Annotated in this window: 18 protein-coding genes; 14 read left to right on the top strand and 4 right to left on the bottom strand. The window is 35.2% G+C overall.

Annotated elements, in window-relative coordinates:
* Positions 1-165: 165 nt before the first annotated feature.
* From KHA97_RS04815 to KHA97_RS04805, 3 genes are all read left to right on the top strand, one after another.
* Positions 166-663 carry a Rok-like winged helix domain-containing protein gene (locus tag KHA97_RS04815; RefSeq protein ID WP_213123578.1) on the top strand — a complete coding sequence of 166 codons (498 nt, stop codon included), beginning with the start codon at positions 166-168 and terminating at the stop codon, positions 661-663.
* An 85-nt stretch (positions 664-748) separates the two neighbouring features.
* Positions 749-1,615, top strand: a complete 867-nt coding sequence (locus tag KHA97_RS04810) for an ATP-binding protein (RefSeq protein ID WP_213123577.1) — start codon at positions 749-751, stop codon at positions 1,613-1,615.
* Positions 1,616-1,632: 17 nt separating this feature from the next.
* The gene (locus KHA97_RS04805; RefSeq protein ID WP_213124312.1) at positions 1,633-3,546 is read left to right on the top strand and encodes a vWA domain-containing protein; all 1,914 of its coding nucleotides are present in this window, start codon (positions 1,633-1,635) and stop codon (positions 3,544-3,546) included.
* 18 nt (positions 3,547-3,564) lie between these two features.
* On the opposite strand, the gene KHA97_RS04800 is transcribed toward KHA97_RS04805, so the two are convergent.
* Positions 3,565-4,281, bottom strand: a complete 717-nt coding sequence (locus tag KHA97_RS04800; protein ID WP_213123576.1) for a TPM domain-containing protein — start codon at positions 4,279-4,281, stop codon at positions 3,565-3,567.
* 145 nt (positions 4,282-4,426) lie between these two features.
* Here KHA97_RS04800 and moaA point away from each other — a divergent pair, with 145 nt between their 5' ends.
* The 4 genes from moaA to KHA97_RS04780 all read left to right on the top strand — a co-directional run bounded on the left by moaA (position 4,427) and on the right by KHA97_RS04780 (position 8,570).
* A complete protein-coding gene (moaA, locus tag KHA97_RS04795; RefSeq protein ID WP_233713297.1) occupies positions 4,427-5,431 on the top strand; it encodes a GTP 3',8-cyclase MoaA in 1,005 nt (334 codons plus the stop codon).
* Positions 5,432-5,451: 20 nt separating this feature from the next.
* Complete coding sequence (locus KHA97_RS04790) at positions 5,452-6,741, top strand: molybdopterin molybdotransferase MoeA (protein WP_213123575.1); 1,290 nt, start codon at positions 5,452-5,454, stop codon at positions 6,739-6,741.
* Positions 6,711-7,232, top strand: coding sequence for a molybdopterin-guanine dinucleotide biosynthesis protein B (gene mobB / locus KHA97_RS04785; protein ID WP_213123574.1), 522 nt, complete (start codon positions 6,711-6,713; stop codon positions 7,230-7,232). Before KHA97_RS04790 ends, mobB begins: the two co-directional genes overlap by 31 nt.
* Before the next feature lie 102 nt (positions 7,233-7,334).
* Positions 7,335-8,570, top strand: a complete 1,236-nt coding sequence (locus tag KHA97_RS04780; RefSeq protein WP_213123573.1) for an MFS transporter — start codon at positions 7,335-7,337, stop codon at positions 8,568-8,570.
* Between the two features lie 29 nt (positions 8,571-8,599).
* On the opposite strand, the gene KHA97_RS04775 is transcribed toward KHA97_RS04780, so the two are convergent.
* Positions 8,600-9,490 (bottom strand): YitT family protein, encoded by an 891-nt coding sequence (locus tag KHA97_RS04775; protein WP_213123572.1) that lies wholly within the window; start codon positions 9,488-9,490, stop codon positions 8,600-8,602.
* Between the two features lie 432 nt (positions 9,491-9,922).
* On the opposite strand from KHA97_RS04775, the gene trhO reads away from it, so the two are divergent.
* Positions 9,923-10,891, top strand: a complete 969-nt coding sequence (gene trhO, locus KHA97_RS04770; protein WP_213123571.1) for an oxygen-dependent tRNA uridine(34) hydroxylase TrhO — start codon at positions 9,923-9,925, stop codon at positions 10,889-10,891.
* Positions 10,892-10,933: 42 nt separating this feature from the next.
* Here trhO and pepF read toward each other — a convergent pair whose 3' ends face one another.
* Positions 10,934-12,745: an oligoendopeptidase F gene (gene pepF, locus KHA97_RS04765; protein WP_213123570.1), complete on the bottom strand. Its 1,812-nt coding sequence runs from the start codon at positions 12,743-12,745 to the stop codon at positions 10,934-10,936.
* A gap of 164 nt (positions 12,746-12,909) precedes the next feature.
* On the opposite strand from pepF, the gene KHA97_RS04760 reads away from it, so the two are divergent.
* From KHA97_RS04760 to KHA97_RS04745, 4 genes are all read left to right on the top strand, one after another.
* Complete coding sequence (locus tag KHA97_RS04760) at positions 12,910-13,980, top strand: AI-2E family transporter (protein ID WP_213123569.1); 1,071 nt, start codon at positions 12,910-12,912, stop codon at positions 13,978-13,980.
* Between the two features lie 116 nt (positions 13,981-14,096).
* On the top strand, positions 14,097-14,300 hold the full coding sequence (locus KHA97_RS04755) for a DUF1657 domain-containing protein (RefSeq protein WP_213123568.1): 204 nt from the start codon (positions 14,097-14,099) through the stop codon (positions 14,298-14,300).
* Between the two features lie 64 nt (positions 14,301-14,364).
* On the top strand, positions 14,365-14,571 hold the full coding sequence (locus KHA97_RS04750; protein ID WP_213123567.1) for a DUF1657 domain-containing protein: 207 nt from the start codon (positions 14,365-14,367) through the stop codon (positions 14,569-14,571).
* Positions 14,572-14,584: 13 nt separating this feature from the next.
* Positions 14,585-15,454 (top strand): DUF421 domain-containing protein, encoded by an 870-nt coding sequence (locus tag KHA97_RS04745; protein WP_213123566.1) that lies wholly within the window; start codon positions 14,585-14,587, stop codon positions 15,452-15,454.
* Between the two features lie 47 nt (positions 15,455-15,501).
* Here the strand turns inward: KHA97_RS04745 and KHA97_RS04740 are convergent, their stop codons facing one another.
* The gene (locus tag KHA97_RS04740; protein WP_213123565.1) at positions 15,502-17,121 is read right to left on the bottom strand and encodes an ABC-F family ATP-binding cassette domain-containing protein; all 1,620 of its coding nucleotides are present in this window, start codon (positions 17,119-17,121) and stop codon (positions 15,502-15,504) included.
* Positions 17,122-17,290: 169 nt separating this feature from the next.
* Between KHA97_RS04740 and KHA97_RS04735 the strand changes: the two genes are divergently transcribed.
* Both KHA97_RS04735 and KHA97_RS04730 read left to right on the top strand, forming a co-directional pair.
* On the top strand, positions 17,291-17,473 hold the full coding sequence (locus tag KHA97_RS04735; RefSeq protein ID WP_213123564.1) for a cold-shock protein: 183 nt from the start codon (positions 17,291-17,293) through the stop codon (positions 17,471-17,473).
* A gap of 138 nt (positions 17,474-17,611) precedes the next feature.
* Complete coding sequence (locus KHA97_RS04730; RefSeq protein WP_213123563.1) at positions 17,612-18,826, top strand: CapA family protein; 1,215 nt, start codon at positions 17,612-17,614, stop codon at positions 18,824-18,826.
* The last annotated feature ends 91 nt before the right edge of the window (positions 18,827-18,917 follow it).

Raw genomic sequence — 18,917 nt, 5'->3', positions numbered from 1 at the left:
AGTTTAGAACATTATTTTACGTTTTCATTTAAAAGTCGACATTTTCCTTCATGTTACAGAAGAAAATTGTTTTTTTATACTCTTTACTATTATTACTCTAGTAAATTATAATTAGAAATAAATACTCAATTGAGAAAGTTTATCGTTAAGTGAGGGGGCGAAAAAATGTTTAATGAAAGATTAGCTTTAAAAATGAGATTAGAACAAATGAAAGAGGCAGAAGAGCAATTACTTTCAAAATTACAAACCGAAAGAGACGCAATATTCAATAGACTTAGAGAATTAGATTCTATGTCTGAGAGAGATGAGACAACTACTGAAAAAATACATTATATAGACTCTCATAATAAAATAATCGAAGCGCCTTCAAACATCTCAGAAAATGCTCCCAAAACTAGAAAAGGCCGCCCTTCTAGAAGAAGTAAAACGACTAAAATGCGAGAAACTGCCATCGCGATTTTAAAAGAGCAAGATGCACCTATAAGAGGCTCGGTTCTACAGAAACAAATTGAAGAAAGTACTGGATTTAGAATTGCAAACATGACAACCTTCATGAATACAATAAAGAAAACAGATGATAATATTATGAAACTAGGAAGAGGTTTATATTATTATCAAAAAAACGATCTTATCCGTAATAAAGGAACAAGAATTCTAGGCTAATTATTATTAGAGGACGAAAAGCTTGCTGATATGCAGGCTTTTTTATATGTTATTAACATATAGTTTTATGAAAGGAAATATCATTATGAACTTACCAGACGTAATAAAAAACTTGATTGATGAAAGACGTAGTTCTTTTACAAATAGCAATGAAAAGATGCATTTCAAAGGCGGATTTATTTCTGCTAATGATTATATTTTAACAGATGCAATAATAGCGTTATCCCTTGGGAAAAACGTGCTATTAAAAGGTCCAACCGGTTCCGGAAAAACAAAACTTGCAGAGACGCTTGCGAACATTTTCAAGCAGCCGATGCATAGCATCAATTGCTCTGTTGATATGGATGCAGAGTCATTGCTTGGTTTTAAGACTATTGGCCAGGAGAATGGTCAAAATACGATTGAATTCGTGCCTGGTCCAGTGGTAAAGGCGATGAATCAAGGACATTTATTGTATATAGATGAAATTAATATGGCGAAACCAGAAACATTGCCTATTTTAAACAGTGTTTTGGATTATCGGAGAATGGTTTTTAATCCATTTACCGGAACTGTTGAAAACGCGAAAAATCATTTTGGAGTCATTGCTGCTATTAACGAAGGATATATTGGTACTGTACCACTAAACGAAGCGTTGAAAAATCGATTTGTCGTTATAGAAGTACCATATGTGCAAGGAGATGTATTAAAAGAAGTTCTTTTCAATGAGAGTATTTTAAAAGATAAGGTAATGATTGAGAAATTCGTCATATTATCCGAAGACTTGATAACGCAAGTCCGAAATGGCCAAATACCAGAAGAAGCTGCCTCCATACGGGCTTTAATTGATACATGTGACTTAGCTACCTATATGCCGCCTTTGCGTGCAGTCCAGAGAGGGATTGCAGATAAACTGGAGGAAGAAAGGGAAAAAGCTGCTGTCATGAACATAACACAAACCTTATTTGTATAGGTGGTATTTTTATGAATATGTATCGATTTATCGATTTTAATGACGAAAAAATAGATTCCTTATTATTAATGGAATTGGCCGATTTGACAAAAACGTTGGCGAAAGATCAAGAATACAATACTGAGTTCCGGGTCCATTCATATCTTAGTAAAGATGAAAAGAAAATATATGTCGGCCATTTTTGGAATCATCGTCCTGAAATGATCATGTGGGCAGGAATGAAAAGTGATGTTTTTTTACGAGCATTCGGAAATATGTATTATACAGAAGATCAAGTAATTGTCCGTTACGGAAATTGGTGTGAAACGACGAAAATTCCACGCTTTGCTAAACAGATTTTTGTACTTGCTGAAGACATTAGAATAGAAGAACTATGTAAAAAAACTCGTCCTGGAATGACGAAAGAATTTCGAATAAGGCGTGAAATTTACAACAATTTTTTTGAAACACAACTGAAAGTGAATATAGAAAGAAGCCTCTTTCTTGATGCCATTTATAACTTAATATATTTAATGATGAATAGCGAGACACCTATATTTGCTTTACCTGATTTAAATGAAAATTGGGAGTCATTCATCAAATTAATTAGAAGTAGAGTTGAACGTTTTTATGATGCTTCTTCAACTAATGAAATAGCTGAAATTTGTAAGTCCATTGTGGGCGTGATAGAAGAAAATGTAAATCGGGATATGGTGAATGAATATTTCCATCTTTATTTACAGACAATTGAAATGCAAAAAATGCCTTACGACGATCTCCAAAGAAAAGATTCACTTGCTAACGACGATGATGCAGATGAAAAAAGCAGTGGTGAAGAAGATATAGTTGAAGAAGAACTAAAAACTTGGCACCGTGAAACGAAAACCCCCGGTGAATTATTCCTCCAATTTGATTTAAATCAAGGAACAAAAACAGACATGCTAACAAATGAGGCAAGAGAAGGGGAAGCGGGGGACCAGGCATTAGCTATCGTTCAGGGATCCGCTAAGAAAACGTCAAATAAGGATTTTTCTAATTTAGAGACAAAAGATAAAAAAGATACGGAAGGGAATAGAAGGAGTCCACAATATGGAGTGGAAAATAAACATGCTGAGGCTATTTTTTTATCTAAGATGCCTCCTTCCGCTAAACAAATATCTGACTATAATCAATTTAAAAACGACATTCAGTTATATAAAAAACGACTGAAGAAATCGATTGATCTTACGTTAGAACATAAAAAAATCTTACCGCGTTCCGATCTACAATACGGAAGGTTAAATAGAAAGTTGATCAGATTTTTTACCGAAGAACAGCCTCGGGTCTTTCATAAAAAATTAGATGAATCAAAGGAAATCGATGCTGTCTTTAGCTTACTTATTGATTGTTCCGCGTCGATGGAAGATAAAATGAACGAAACGAAAAAAGGGATTATATTGTTTCACGAGGCATTGAAATCAGTAAGAGTTTCTCATGAAGTAACTGGATTCTGGGAAGATGCAAATGAAGCATCGAAAACTAGACAACCAAACTATTTTAAGACAGTTATTGATTTTACAACATCTTTAATGGCTCATTATGGTCCTGAAATAATGGGACTTGAACCTGAAGAAGATAATCGTGATGGATTTGCGATTAGAATAATGGGTGAGAGATTATCGAAAAGAATTGAAAACCAAAAATTTTTAATTGTATTTTCAGATGGGGAGCCAGCGGCATACGGATATGACCAAAATGGGATTGTGGACACTCATGAAGCTGTCACAGAGGCAAGAAAAAAAGGGATTGAAGTATTCAATATTTTTCTTTCTCAAAATGGAGTAGGGGACGAACAGCGGAAGGTTTTCCAAAATATTTATGGTCCTTATAGCTTAGTTGCTCCGACTGTTGCAGAGTTGCCTGACTTGCTTCTCCCACTACTAAAAAAATTACTATTAAGAGCAATATTATAAGGCTGTCCTTAGACAGCCTTACATTCTTGATCGATTTTTAACTATTTTTCTTCCTATTCTTCTTATGATTACAGCAAGAATTCTTAGGGTTGTTTTCATAATCTTTCCCTTTAAAAATCGATAATCTAAATAAATAATTGTAAGTACTATAAATAAAAAGATTATAAGAGACCAACGGTTCTTTCCATCATTATATCCATATTCGAAGCTTTCAGTTTTTACTCGCTTTTTAAGCTTGTATTCAGCTGCAACTTCATTAAATAGCTTTTTATATGTATTCGTAATAGCCTCTGATAGTTCTCCATTTTCTAAATAAGGCAACGCGTGAGTATCCAAAATTTTGCCTATGGATTTATCATTTAATCTATCTTTTAATCCCGAGCCTACTTCAATATATATTTTACGATCGTTTAAAGAAAACAGCAAAAGAACCCCGTTATCCTCTGTTTGATTTCCTAATTCATACTCTTTCATAGCTTTTGAAGCGAATTCCCCTACTGGAATATGTTCAAGGGAATTAACGGTTAAAACAGCAATTTGCGATTCGGATTCTTTATCCAGATGTGTCCCGAGCTTTATTAACTCTTTCTTTTGTGCTGCATTTAAAATATTTGCAAAATCTTGTACATATATATCACCGACTGGCTTAGGCACTGTTTCAGCATATGAATGTTTATTTGTAAGAAATATTGCTGTAAAAACGAATAAGATAAAAAGGAGATGCGCCTTTTTCATCAATCTCCATCCCTTCAAGAACAATACGTATATTTTATAATAATGGTCGAATATTGTCACTTACTCATATTATCATTATTAGTGATATTAGAGTGAAAATGATACAATGAAAAAAATGTAAGTCAGATAGGGGTTGATCTGTAGAATGATTATAGACAAACTAAGACGTCCACTGCATGATCTCAGAATATCTGTTACGGATAAATGTAATTTTCGTTGTCAGTATTGCATGCCAGCTGAAATATTTGGACCTGATTTTAAATTTTTAAATAAAGATGAAATTTTATCATTTGAAGAGATTGAAAGATTGGCCCGTATATTTAGCAAACTCGGTGTAAAAAAGCTAAGAATAACGGGCGGAGAGCCATTAATGCGAAAAAATATCGCATTGTTAATTTCAAAGCTTAATGAAATTGAAGGCATAACAGATATTGGGTTAACTACGAACGGAGTTTTGCTTGTCAAACAGTCGAAAGAATTATACGAGGCAGGACTACGACGATTGAATATTAGTCTAGATGCTTTAGATAATGAAATTTTCCAAAAGATGAATGGTCGAGGAGTTAAATCGGATGTTGTTTTAAGAGGTATCGAAACAGCATTAAATACGGGATTTTCCGTTAAAGTTAATATGGTAGTTCAAAAAGGAGTTAATGACAGTCAAATTATTCCGATGGCAAAACATTTTCGAGATATGGGAATTACGTTACGATTCATCGAGTATATGGATGTTGGAAATACAAATGGATGGAATTGGAATCAAGTAGTTACAAAAAAAGAAATCTATGATCTTCTATCCGAGCACTTTACGTTAAAACCCGTTGATTCTAATTATTATGGAGAAGTAGCGAAACGTTATAAATATAAAGATAGTGAAACAGAAGTAGGATTTATTACATCTGTCTCTGAATCTTTCTGTTCAACATGTACTCGGGCAAGAATCTCGGCAGATGGAAAATTTTATACATGCCTATTTGCAGCAAAAGGGCATGACTTAAAATCACTCTTACGAAATATTGATGATGACGAACAAATATTGAACGAAATAAGTGGAATTTGGCAAAATAGAAATGATCGTTATTCAGACGAAAGAGTAATAGGTTCTGTCTCATCATCTAAAAAAATTGAAATGTCCTATATTGGAGGTTAATGAAAGAGGAGGTGCGTACAATGGTTGAACGAAGAAAACCAATTTGGGTAAAAGATGCAATTGAGAATGTAATGAAATATAAAAAACACGGGGATATTGAACTCATTTCCTTAGATGATTGTGATGGCAGATTTTTAGCTGAGCCTTTAGTAGCTGACCACGACGTACCGCCATTTGATCGCTCTCCTTATGACGGATTTGCTTTACGGGCCAAAGATACTAAAAATGCATCAAGAGAGAATCCGTTAACCTTTAAAGTAATCGATGAAATTGGTGCGGGGCAAGTAAGTCCATTTAAAGTTGGAAATATGGAAGCGATTAGAATTATGACCGGAGCGCAAATTCCAAAAGGTGCAGACTGTGTTATGATGCTAGAGTTGACCAAGGAAGAGAAGGGCAGTGAAGGAACGAGTATTTCGATTAAACGTTCTTTAAATGAAGGAGATAATATTTCCTTTCAAGGTGAGGATACTAAAAAAGGGAGTCCACTCATCAATAGAGGGGCTGCGATTAATCCTGGAATAAAAGCATTGCTTGCGACTTTCGGATACAGCAAAGTAAAAGTATCAAGCAGCCCATTTATTGGTATTATTGCGACTGGAAGTGAGCTGTTAAATCCCGATGAAGATTTAGTTCCTGGAAAGATCCGCAATAGTAACGGCTATATGATAGAATCGCAAATATTAAGAGTTGGCGCACGCTATAAACGATACGGGTCAATTTCAGATAATATAGACAAGCTAACAGAAATGATTAAGCAAGCAATAGATGAATGTGATGTATTAATTACAACTGGCGGGGTTTCAGTAGGAGATTATGATTATTTGCCCGAAATTTATCGGCGTTTAGGAGCAAATCTTTTATTTAATAAAATTGCGATGCGACCAGGGAGTGTAACGAGCTGCGCAGAAAAAGACGGGAAATTGTTATTCGGGCTGTCAGGAAATCCATCAGCCTGCTATATTGGTTTTGAATTATTTGTACGTCCATACATTCGATATTGGCTTCGTTCTGAGCAACCATTTTTACGTATTATAAGTGGTACCTTAAAAAATGATTTTCCAAAACCGAACCCATTCAGCAGATTTGTCCGCGGGAAAATTGTTTACGAGAATGGACAAGTATTTGTTGAGCCCGTAGGTTTAGATAAGTCAGGGGTTGTCACATCCCTAGCTTGGGCGGATTGTTTAATCATTCTTCCTGGTGGAACAAGGGGCTATATGAAAGGTGATCATGTTGAGCTTTTTTTACTTGATGATCAACAAGGAAGTGATGAGCCGTGGGTGGAAGCAAAGTTTTCCAAATTGTAGGATTCCAAAATAGTGGGAAAACGACATTAATAGAGAAACTGATTAAAGCAGGTAATGAAAAAGGCTTGAGAATCGGTACGATCAAGCATCATGGGCATGGTGGCCCTATTGACCTTCCTAATTTAAACAAAGATTCGAATCGTCATAGCCGTGCAGGTTCTATTGTTTCCAGTGTGGCAGGAGAAGGGACCTTACTTATTGAAGCACCTAAAGACGATTGGGGGCTTGAAGATATAATCCAAGTGTATCACCGTTTTGAATTAGATCTCATATTAGTGGAAGGATATAAAAAGTCTCCATATCCAAAAGCTGTTATGATTCGAAATAAAGAAGATTTATCTTTATTAAATAGATTGAAGAATATACAAACAGTCATTAGTTGGTTTCCAATAGAAACAAATTATCCTGTTTTTTTACATACACAAGTAGACGATTTTATTGTCTTTTTTTACAAAGATTTATTTTCTAATTTTGGTGGTAATAATAGATAATATAAAAATCTAGTAAAATATTATGAAGTGTCATTAATAGAATGGTATTGTATAATTACTTACATACCATTTTCGTTTTTATTTAGAAAGAGAGATGTATATATGAGTACAGCTAAAGCAGAAAATATTAAGACACAAAAAGCTATACCGCAAATGGCGACTGTTTATGGAGTTTTATTTGCAATAAGCGGCGGACATCTTTTTAATGATGCCATTCAGTCAGTTGTCCCTGCAATGAATCCAATTTTTGAAAAAACATTAAACTTATCATATGCACAAATTGGTTGGATAGCATTTGTTTTAAATATGACATCTTCTGTTATGCAGCCGGTTTTGGGATATTTTGCAGATCGAAAACCATCTCCATTTCTTTTGCCAATTGGAATGTTTTTAAGTATGGTAGGTTTGGTTGGATTTGGATTATCCCCCAATTTTTACGTTATTTTAGCTTCAGTATTTTTTATCGGTCTTGGATCTGCAGTGTTTCATCCAGAAGGATCGAGAGTTTCATATATGGCAGCTGGAGCAAGAAGAGGGTTGGCACAGTCCATCTATCAAGTCGGGGGGAATTTTGGACAATCGTTAGCTCCTGTCTTTACTGCTTTTATTTTTGTCCGTTTTGGCCAAAAAGGCGCACTCGGATTCACTTTAGTTGCGTTAATGGGTGTTTTGCTTCTTTTATTTGTGTCAAATTGGTATAAATCACAGCTTGAACTGGAAGTTTTTAAACCAGTTAAACGACAAAAAGGAACAAATGGAACGCCCATTCATCCAAAAATAAAAGCGGCAATAGGATTACTCGTCTTTTTAGTCATTGCTCGTTCATGGTATTCTGCAGGAATTGGGAACTTTTATCAATTTTACTTAATAAAGGATTATGGACTAACAATAAAAGAAGCACAATTATATGTATTTATTTTTATGTTTGCTGGAGTGCTGGGAACCTTTTTTGGAGGACCGCTTGCGGACAGATTTGGAATGAGAAATATCATTTTTCTCTCTATGGCTGGGGCTGCACCACTTACATTGATTTTGCCTTACGTATCCCTTGGTTGGGTAATACCGCTATTTTTCCTAATAGGCTTCATCATAACATCGAGCTTTAGTGTTACAGTTGTTTATGCGCAAGAGCTTGTTCCGAAAAAAATCGGTATGGTTTCCGGACTTATTGTAGGATTTGCTTTCGGGATGGGAGCTGTTGGAGCAGTGTTTTTTGGAACTTTAGCTGATATATTCAGTATTAAATTTGTCATGGTCGTATGTAGTTTTCTACCGATTATTGGAGTTTTAACATGGTTACTTCCAAGTGATAGACAGGTACGAGAGTTAAATGCATAAACGAAAGCTGTCCGATTGGACAGCTTTTTTCAATGAATATGCTTTTTCCTGAAACGTCCACCGCGAACCTCTGATATATTAGCTATCGCAAGAAAGGCGTCGCTGTCGAGCTCTTCAATAATTGATTTTAATTTTGCTTCTTCTAATCGTGTTAAGACACAAAAGATAACTTTTTTGTCATCGCCAGTATAAGCACCTTCACCTTTTAAATACGTAACACCTCTTCCAAGTCTTGCCAGAATGGCATCTCCAATTTCTTCTGCTTTTTCTGTAATGATCCATGCTGATTTTGATTCATCCAATCCTTCTACGACAATGTCTATTACTTTAAATGCAATAAAATAAGTAATAATAGAGTACATTGCACGTTCCCAGCTAAAAACAAACCCTGCAGTTGTAAAAATAAAGAAATTAAAAAACATGATGATTTCGCCGACAGAGAAGGGAAGTTTATTATTGAGCAAGATGGATAGAACTTCAGTGCCATCTAATGATCCTCCATACCGAATGACAATACCAACACCAGTCCCAAGAATAATTCCGCCAAAAACAGTGTCTAACAACAAATCGTCGGTAACGACAATCATGTTATGGAGGAAAATGGAAGTTACGGATAAAATAAAAATACCGTATAAGGTAGTCAAAGCAAATGTTTTTCCAATTTGTTTGTAACCTATATAAATAAATGGAAGATTTAGTGCAAATATAATAATTCCAAGACGCCAACCAGTAAAATGAGCTATGATAATGGATATACCAGTTATTCCCCCATCTAAAATGTGGTTGGGAACGAGGAATAATTCGAGAGCAACCGCCATTAAAGCAGCGCCAATTGTTACGAGGAGGGTGCGAATAAGAAGTATTTTCCTAGGTAACTTTTTATGTCTAACTGTCTCTACTAATTTCTCAGCATCGTTCATTTCATCATCCTTTCTAGAGAAGTGCAAGCTCCTTGCTCATCGACGTACAGGACCACAGGATGTGGGTCCACGGACCTCGCCACACGACTTGGCGGTGTTAGTCGGAGATAAAGGAAACACGATGAGCCAACAAGGCGAATCTGGCTTCCTTATCGTAGGGAGAAGGACAAGAAGTTTGCTAGTCGATAGGCGCTGGAGCTAGACACTATTAAAAAATCTATATATTTATTATAACTTAATTATTTTCTAGTAGAAAAGAAAAATATTTTACATCGGAAAATTGGAAGTAAGTTCAATCTTGATTTTTTTTTATGTAAACTGTAAAATACCATGAGTAAGAATAAAGTGTATATCTTCGGAAATAATCCGAAATTATATCCTCCTAAACACGTTTATATCTTGCAAATATAAGATGATAGGTGGTATTTTGTCATGTCAGAAAATCAAAAGTATAGGGTATTATTGTACTATCAATATGTCCATATTGAAGATCCTGAGGAATTTGCTATAAATCATTTAGCATTTTGTAAGGAACTTGGTCTAAAAGGACGTATTTTAGTCGCAACTGAAGGAATTAACGGAACCGTTTCTGGCACTTGGGATCAAACAGAAACATATATGAATGAAATGAAAAAAGATCCACGTTTTGAGACAATGGTATTTAAAATTGATGAAGCTGACGGGCATGCTTTCAAAAAAATGCACGTTCGTCCACGTCCGGAATTGGTAACACTTCGTTTAGAAGACGATATCGATCCTCATCAAATTACAGGGAAATATTTAAATCCGAAAGAATTTTACGAAGCGATGCAAGATGAAAATACAGTTGTTTTAGATGCTCGGAATGACTATGAATTTGATTTAGGACATTTTCGTGGTGCCATTCGTCCAGACATCGAAACATTTCGTGATTTGCCTAATTGGGTAAGAGAAAATAAACAGCAGTTAGAAGGAAAAAAAATACTAACATACTGTACAGGTGGCATTCGTTGTGAAAAATTCTCAGGTTGGCTTCTAAAAGAAGGCTTTGAAGATGTTTCACAGCTACACGGAGGAATCGTCACCTACGGAAAAGATCCAGAAGTTCAAGGGGAGCTTTGGGACGGTCAATGTTATGTATTCGACCAAAGAATCGCTGTTCCTATAAATCAGAAAGAGCATGTTGTGGTTGGGCGTGATTATTTTGATGGCACTCCTTGTGAGCGATATGTAAACTGCGCCAACCCAGAATGTAATAGACAATTCCTTTGCTCAGAAGAAAACGAGCATAAATATATGAGAAGCTGTACAGATGAATGTCGAGTTCATCCAAGAAATATGTATATTAAAGAACATGGCCTTACAGAGGAAGAAGTACAAGAGAGATTAAGCTCACTTAAAAAAGAAGTAGCTATGAATTAGTTAATAAACCCGATATCTGGTCTAGATATCGGGTTTATCGTTTTATTGATAGCTTTTTTCCAATTCTTCAATTAAGGAGCCGACATATGCCACTGCTTTTTTAATTGCATCTGGCTTGGACATATCAACACCTGAAATTTTGATTAAATCAAGAGGTTTTAATGTTCCACCTGCTTTTAGCAGTTCAAGCCAACGATCAACAGCAGGTTGTCCTTCTTCTTTAATCATTTGAGCGGCTGCTGTAGCAACGGTTAATCCTGCAGAGTACGTATAAGGATACAGTCCCATATAATAATGAGGTTGTCTCATCCAAGTAAGGCTTGCACCTTCATCAATTTCAACCGTGTCGCCCCAGAAGTCTTTTAACACATTTGCTTTTTGTTCACAAAATACAGTGGCAGTTAACGGTGTTCCACTCTCCGCAAGATCATAAACTCTGCGTTGGAATTCAGCCTCCAATAAATGTGTGACAAAATTATGGTAGTACGTACCAAGTAATTGTAGAATAACCCAGCGTTTCATTCTTGGATCATCAGCTTGGGATAAAATATGCTCACCAAGAATTAATTCATTAATAGTCGATGGAGCTTCAATACAATACATGGAAGGTCGTGTATTAACTAAATCTTGATTTCGTCCCGCCATATAGAAATGTCCGGCATGACCAAGTTCATGGGCTAATATGAAGGCACCTCTCATTGTATCCGTCCACGTGATTAAAATATATGGATGTACACCATATGGACTCGAGCAGAAGGCACCTGTAGATTTACCAACATTGTCGGCTAAATCTACCCATCTTTCGGTTAAAGCTTTTTTCATCGCTTCACTATATTCTTCACCCATAATCGATAAGGCAGATAAAATGGTTTCCGAAGCTTCTTCGTAGGTTGTTGTAGGATTAAAATCAGGATCTAAAGGAGCTTTTAAATCGCAAAATTTCATTGTTTCAAGATTTAATACTTCTTTTTTCAACTTCGCAAATCTACGCATATGCGGTGCAAGTTCTTTTTGAATAATATCTAATTGGTTATGATACATCTCTAAAGAAACCTGTTGTGGTTCGAGAAGCATATGTGTAACAGATTCATAGTTGCGTAAACGTGACATCGCAACTTGTTTTTTTACCTCTGTTGCATAATTTGCACCGAACGTATTTTTATACTGTTTTAATGTTTTTACGAAAGAGTCATATGCTTTTCTTCGTAAATCTGTATCGGGAACGAGTTCGTACCGATCTTCAAATAAGGCGAATGACATTGGAAGTACATTCCCGTTTTCATCCTGAATAGAATCAAACTGCATATCAGATGATTTACTGAATTGATATACTGTATATGGAGCATCCAACACCTCTCCAAGTGAAGCAAGAGCTTTCTCTGTATCAGGAGAAAGTTTATATGGTTTTGTTTCAAGAATATCTGTTAAGAATTTAGAGAATTTCTTTAAATCCTTATTTTCTTTTAAATATGTATCTACTGTACCATCAGGCAAGTCTAAAATTTCAGAACGAATAAAAGATAAATCAGCGTTTATTTTTGCGAGCATTGCTGCAACTTTAGATGAATTCCCTTGGTTAACAGGGTCTGTTCCATCTGCTGATTGACGCAAACTGGCAAAAGTTGCTACACGGATAATTCGTTGTTGCAAAGCTTCCATTTTATTTAAGCAATTAAGTAATTTGTTTGAACCTTCTCCTAATTGACCTTTAAATGAAGTTATACTAGGCAAATCTTCCTGAACAGCTTTCAATTCTTTTTCCCATTCTTCGTCTGTTTGAAAGAGATCCCTTAGATCCCATGTTAGATTTTCTGGAACTTCTGAACGTAATAATCGTTTTTCGGTAGCTTCCATTAAATATCCCCCCAAATGAAATTATTTCGGTATACTAACAATTAAATTATATCGGACCTTATTAATATATTCCACGATAAAAATAGAAACCGTTGGAATTTCAGTGAAAAAATGCGATAATATCAAGACGGAGCCTTGTAAAAGAGAGAGAAATGGGGAGAATTATGTATAAAGAAAAATGGTTTAAAATAGGAATCGCCATTATCATGATTTTTTTAATCATTTTGCTTGGAACAAAAGTCGGTTTTATATTTACTCCACTAGTTATCATTGTAAAAACATTATTTCCGCCAATTATACTTGCTGGAGTTCTATATTACATATTGCGGCCAGCCGTTAACCTCCTGTCAAAAAAAATCCCGCGAACTTTATCTATCGTCATTATGTTTATTGTAATTGCAGGTATTGGGGCAGGGGCGGTGCTGTTAATTGGGCCGGTACTACAAACTCAATTCAATCTTTTAATTGAAAATATTCCAGCTTATGCACAAAATATACAACAGTGGGTTACATCACTAACTGAAAAAGAATGGTTTTTACAATTCCAACAAAATGACTATTTTTCAATAGAAAAATATACAAAACAGTTCGAACAAAATGCAAGTATGATTTTACAAGGATTTGGTTCAAAAATTGCCGGCACTTTTGGTTTTATTGTCAATATGATCATGATTTTCGCTCTCGTACCATTCGTATTATTTTTCATGTTGAAGGATGGCAAGCATGCACCCAAATTTTTAGAGAAGATATTACCGAAAAGGCATCAAAAAGAAGCTGATGAAATATTAGAAGAGATGGATAATGCTTTAAGTTCTTATATTCAAGGTCAGCTTATCGTAAGTCTGTGTGTTGGTACTCTAGCTTTTATTGGCTATTTAATTATCGGTCTTGATTATGCACTTATACTAGGCGTGCTTGCCATGGCAACGAATGTAATCCCATTCGTTGGACCTTGGATTGGAACATTGCCTGCTGTAATTGTTGGGTTATTTACATCTCCATTGCAAGCATTATTAGTTGTAATCGTCGCTGTGATTGTCCAACAATTTGAAAGTAATCTTGTTTCACCGTTCGTTATGGGCAAGGCATTAAATATGCATCCCTTGACTATTATTTTTGTTTTACTTATTGCAGGTCAATTCGGTGGATTGCTCGGACTAATACTTGCGGTGCCAGTCTATGCTCTATTAAAAGTTATCGTAAGCCATATTTATCGTTATATTCGTTTAGAATAATACTGAGAAAGTACCTATCGAAAAGATAGGTATTTTTTTCATATAATATTGTTTTAACTTTTTTCACAAAATAGAAACGTTCAATAGAACGAACAACTATTAGGGAGGTCAGTACGTTGACAGTCATTAATAAAGTACAACAAACGATTACAGGATTAAAAACAGCACAAGCAAGCTTGGAAGGTTTCGCATTAGATACCGATAATCAGCAGGCTAAACAACTTTATAAAACATGTGCACAACAGGCGCAAGCCATTATTGACACATTAAGTCCGCGCGTACAAGAAATTATGCAGGAAGAGCCACAATACAATCAATAAAAAGACATTAGGAACAGAGTGATGAAAACAACACTCTGTTCCTTTGAAAAATTTGGAGGAAATTATGACTGTATTTGCAAATGTTAAGGCAACCCTTGCTAGTACTAAGACAATTCAATCAGAATTTAGCCGTTTAGCTCAGTTCACTAAAGACCCGAAGGCAAGTGCTATTTTTCATGAATGTATGATGGAAATAGATGATGTTATTCACGACCTGATGCAAAGAGTTGAATTTATGAAGGCTGAAGAACTGCAATATAGGAATTCATGAGAGGGGATTGCTTATGGATGTCCCAAGTTGGCTAGAAATCATAATAAGATCAACTATACTTGTCTTTGTACTTTTTTTACTGACCAAATTTCTTGGAAAGAAACAATTATCGCATCTTTCTTTTTTTGAATATGTAGCCGGTATTACAATTGGTAGTATCGCTGCTGAAATATCAACGGGCCTTGATGGTAATTTTATGAATGGAATCTATAGTTTACTTGTTTGGACGGCGATTCCATTTATCGCTGGTTTAATTGCTCTAAAAAGCAAAAAAGCTCGCAATTTTATTGAAGGAACCTCAACTGTAGTTATAAAAGATGGAAAAATCCAAGAGGAGAATTTGACTAAAGAGCAGTATTCAGTAGATGAATTAATGCAATTGTTAAGGAAAAAAAATGCCTTTCAGGTTGCTGATGTAGAATTCGCAGTGTTAGAAGCGAACGGTGATTTGAATGTATTGTTAAAAAAGGAAAAGCAACCAATCACTCCATCCGATTTACAACTAGATACCGCTCCTGAAAAAGTGCCACAAACTGTTATTTTAGAAGGGGAAATAATGGATGCCGCATTGGCAGCTAGCGGTTTAACGAGAGCGTGGTTGGAATTGGAATTGGCAAAATTAAATGTTGCAATCGATAATGTTTATGTTGGCCAAGTTGATTCTTTCGGACAGCTGACCGTCGATATTTATGATGATAAAGTCAAAATTCCGGAACCAAAACCAAAACAATCCTTATTAAGTGCCTTAAAAAAATGTCAAGCTGATTTAGAATCTTATTCTCTGCAAACTGATTCGGAAGAGGCGAAACAGATGTATAAGAGGAATGCTAAAAGAATGGAGCAAATCATTTTAAAAACAGAACATTTATTAATAAAAGGGTAAATAAATACCCGGAAGTTTCCTTATCATCCGGGTATTTGCTTACCTTACTATGCATACATTTCTTCCATTTGTTTTTGAATCTGATCATTCTCAAGATATTCATCATAAGTCATTTCTTTATCTATGATGCCTTTTGGCGTAACATCGATAATACGATTCGCTGTTGTTTGGATGAACTGATGATCATGTGAAGCAAAAATGAGAGAACCTTTAAAATTAATTAAACCATTATTAAGTGCCGTAATCGATTCAAGGTCAAGATGGTTTGTTGGCTCATCTAGAAGAAGTACATTGGCTCCACTTAACATCATTCTTGATAACATACATCTTACCTTTTCTCCACCTGAAAGGACGGATGCTTTTTTCAATACTTCGTCACCTGAAAATAACATTCTGCCTAAGAAACCGCGTAAAAAGCTTTCACTGTCATCTTTCGGTGAAAATTGCCTTAACCAATCGACAAGGCTCAAATCACAGCCGTCAAAGTACTCTGAGTTATCTTTAGGGAAATAAGCTTGAGACGTTGTTACTCCCCACTTATAAGTTCCTGCATCGGGTTCCATTTCACCCGCCAATATTTTAAATAAAGTCGTTTTGGCTATTTCATTTCGACCGACAAGCGCAATTTTATCATTTTTATTCATGATGAAGCTTACATTATCTAAAACTTTTACACCATCGATTGTTTTCGATAATCCTTCAACTCTTAATAAATCATTTCCAATTTCACGTTCAGGAGAAAAACCAACAAATGGGTAACGACGTGAAGAAGGTTGAATATCATCAAGTGTAATTTTATCAAGTAATTTCTTACGTGATGTCGCTTGTTTTGATTTCGAAGCATTCGCGCTGAATCTTGCGATAAATGCTTGCAATTCTTTAATTTTTTCTTCCTTTTTCTTATTCGCATCTTGAGCCATTTTTTGTGCTAGTTGGCTAGATTCATACCAAAAATCATAGTTGCCGACATATATTTGTATTTTGGCAAAATCAAGATCGGCAATATGCGTGCATACTTTATTTAAGAAATGACGATCATGGGAAACGACAATGACAGTATTTTCAAAGTTGATCAAGAATTCTTCTAGCCATTGAATTGCTTTTATATCAAGATGGTTTGTCGGCTCGTCAAGGAGAAGAACATCAGGTTTTCCAAACAAAGCTTGTGCTAATAATACTTTAACTTTTTCAGATCCTGACAGTTCTGCCATTTTCTTGGCATGAAGATCTTCATTAATTCCGAGACCTTTTAGCAATATTGCCGCCTCTGATTCTGCTTCCCATCCGTTTAACTCTGCAAATTCACCTTCGAGCTCTGCAGCTTTCATTCCGTCTTCCTCAGAAAAGTCAGCTTTCATGTATATAGCGTCTTTTTCTTGCATAATTTCATAAAGACGAGTATGTCCCATAATGACTACTTTAATAACTTCTTCTTCTTCATATTGGAAGTGATCCTGTTTCAATACAGCAAGACGTTCTCCAGGAGTAATCGAAACAGAACCTGTTTGCGGCTCAATTTCACCAGACAATATTTTTACGAAAGTAGATTTACCCGCACCATTCGCTCCAATTAAGCCATAACAGTTTCCAGGTGTGAATTTTAAATTTATATCTTCGAATAATTTACGGTCACCATATCGGAGACCAACATTAGTTACGGTAATCAAGATATATCCAATCCTCCAATTAATCCTTATTCCAAAACATTATAGCATGTTCTTAACGTTATACATAGTAAGGGTTTCATCCCATTTTTCATAAAGATGTCCGAGCGATTTGGTTTATATAAAAAGTTAGCGTATAATAAAGATGATAAATAAGAAGGGGGCTCTTGCCATGGCTTATAGAAGGGGACCACAGGAACCCATTCCTGAAGAGGAAACAGTTGTTTGGTCATGCACGAATGTTGATTGTTCATGTTGGATGAGGGATGCCTTTTCTTCGGATGAAAAAACCGTATGTCCTATCTGTAAATCAGAGATGGAGAAGGAAACGAGAATGTTACCTGTAATAAGTTAAGTTTTATGTAAAGACTGTCTTTTTTAAAAGGCAGTCTTTTTTACATTGGTTATCGAAAAATGGCTAAATTTGTAATTTAAATGGTGCTATTTCTCTCTAAAAAATTATGATACTATAATTTTCTAGGGGGTATAAATATTGGATAGAAAAACAAAATTTGGAAGGAAAAGACGTCGAAAAAGAAATCGACAAGTTTTTATCGGATTGCTTACTTTACTAGTATTATGTTTTATCATCTTGCTAGTTCAGTGGAAAGATTATCAAACTATGAAATCCTCAAACCTTCATATAAAAAAGGCAATACCAACACTTGCAGAAAATGGTAAGAAGAATGCTAAAAAAAATAAATCTTCGAAGGATCAAGAATTAATAAACAAAAACGCTGCTCCAACAGCGGAATCTCCAAAAGAAAATCCAGAAATTAATATAATTTTTGCAGGCGATACGATGTTTGATTGGGGTCTCCGGCCAATTATGGAAGCCAACGGTTATGATTATCCATTTGTTTATGTTAAGGATAAAGTTCAAAAAGCAGATTATGCTTTTGTAAATGCCGAAACAGTTTTTACCGATAAATCTGAAAAAGATCCTAGCCAATTATTTTGGATAAAATCAGATCCAAAAGGACTGCAGGCACTTAAGAATACTGGGTTTGATATGTTAAACCTTGGAAATAACCATACTTTGGATTATTTACGGTCTGGACTTAACGATACACTTAACTATGTAAAACAATATGATTTTGATTATATTGGAGCAGGACAAAATGAAGGTGAAGCATATTCCTCTAAAGAAGTCGAAATTAAAGGAAAAAAGTTTCGATTTTTCTCATTTGTACGTTTTCTTCCTGATGTTAATTGGATTGCACAAAATGATCGATCCGGCATACCAAACGGCTACGATTTGGAGCTCGTTAAAAGAACCATTTTGGAACAAAAAGGGGACGCTGATTATATAATCGTCTATTTTCATTGGGGAGTAGAAAAGCAAAATGTTCCTGCAAACTACCAATTTGAATATGTAAAGGAACTTCAAAAAATAGGTGTAGATTTAATCGTAGGTTCCCATCCTCATTGGCTTCAGGGATTTCAATACTATAATGGCATGGCAGTCGCTTATTCTTTAGGAAACTTTTTATTTCCTCCTTACGTGAAAAATGAATCAGCGCAAACGGGGTTATTAAATGTGACCTTTAAAGGTGATCAAATAAAGATGAATTTTGATCCGTTTATTATTTCAAATGGACAAATTATTCCAGTGGAAAATAATAATAGGGAACAATTTCTACGATATTTACAGTCCATCTCATTTGATGCAGAAATATCAAATACAGGAGATATAATTCCAAAATAATGATATTTTAAACCGGTTATTAACCGGTTTTTTTCTTTTTCGTACATGATTTTGTAGAAATGGGGGATATCAAGTAGTAGATAATAAAAAG

It is taken from the genome of Lederbergia citri, from assembly GCF_018343625.1.
Lineage (GTDB): Bacteria > Bacillota > Bacilli > Bacillales > Bacillaceae_C > Lederbergia > Lederbergia citri.
Note: the sequence above shows the minus strand (reverse complement) of the source record. Positions and strands in the feature narration are given on the sequence as shown.

Coding starts and splice junctions, on each gene's coding strand:
- KHA97_RS04735 (WP_213123564.1), top strand. CDS start 17,291: ATGGCTTATAGAAGGGGACCACAGGAACCCATTCCTGAAGAGGAAACA.
- KHA97_RS04805 (WP_213124312.1), top strand. CDS start 1,633: ATGTATCGATTTATCGATTTTAATGACGAAAAAATAGATTCCTTATTA.
- KHA97_RS04745 (WP_213123566.1), top strand. CDS start 14,585: ATGGATGTCCCAAGTTGGCTAGAAATCATAATAAGATCAACTATACTT.
- KHA97_RS04750 (WP_213123567.1), top strand. CDS start 14,365: ATGACTGTATTTGCAAATGTTAAGGCAACCCTTGCTAGTACTAAGACA.
- KHA97_RS04760 (WP_213123569.1), top strand. CDS start 12,910: ATGTATAAAGAAAAATGGTTTAAAATAGGAATCGCCATTATCATGATT.
- trhO (WP_213123571.1), top strand. CDS start 9,923: ATGTCAGAAAATCAAAAGTATAGGGTATTATTGTACTATCAATATGTC.
- moaA (WP_233713297.1), top strand. CDS start 4,427: ATGATTATAGACAAACTAAGACGTCCACTGCATGATCTCAGAATATCT.
- KHA97_RS04775 (WP_213123572.1), bottom strand. CDS start 9,490: ATGAACGATGCTGAGAAATTAGTAGAGACAGTTAGACATAAAAAGTTA.
- KHA97_RS04810 (WP_213123577.1), top strand. CDS start 749: ATGAACTTACCAGACGTAATAAAAAACTTGATTGATGAAAGACGTAGT.
- KHA97_RS04815 (WP_213123578.1), top strand. CDS start 166: ATGTTTAATGAAAGATTAGCTTTAAAAATGAGATTAGAACAAATGAAA.
- KHA97_RS04790 (WP_213123575.1), top strand. CDS start 5,452: ATGGTTGAACGAAGAAAACCAATTTGGGTAAAAGATGCAATTGAGAAT.
- pepF (WP_213123570.1), bottom strand. CDS start 12,745: ATGGAAGCTACCGAAAAACGATTATTACGTTCAGAAGTTCCAGAAAAT.
- KHA97_RS04780 (WP_213123573.1), top strand. CDS start 7,335: ATGAGTACAGCTAAAGCAGAAAATATTAAGACACAAAAAGCTATACCG.
- KHA97_RS04800 (WP_213123576.1), bottom strand. CDS start 4,281: ATGAAAAAGGCGCATCTCCTTTTTATCTTATTCGTTTTTACAGCAATA.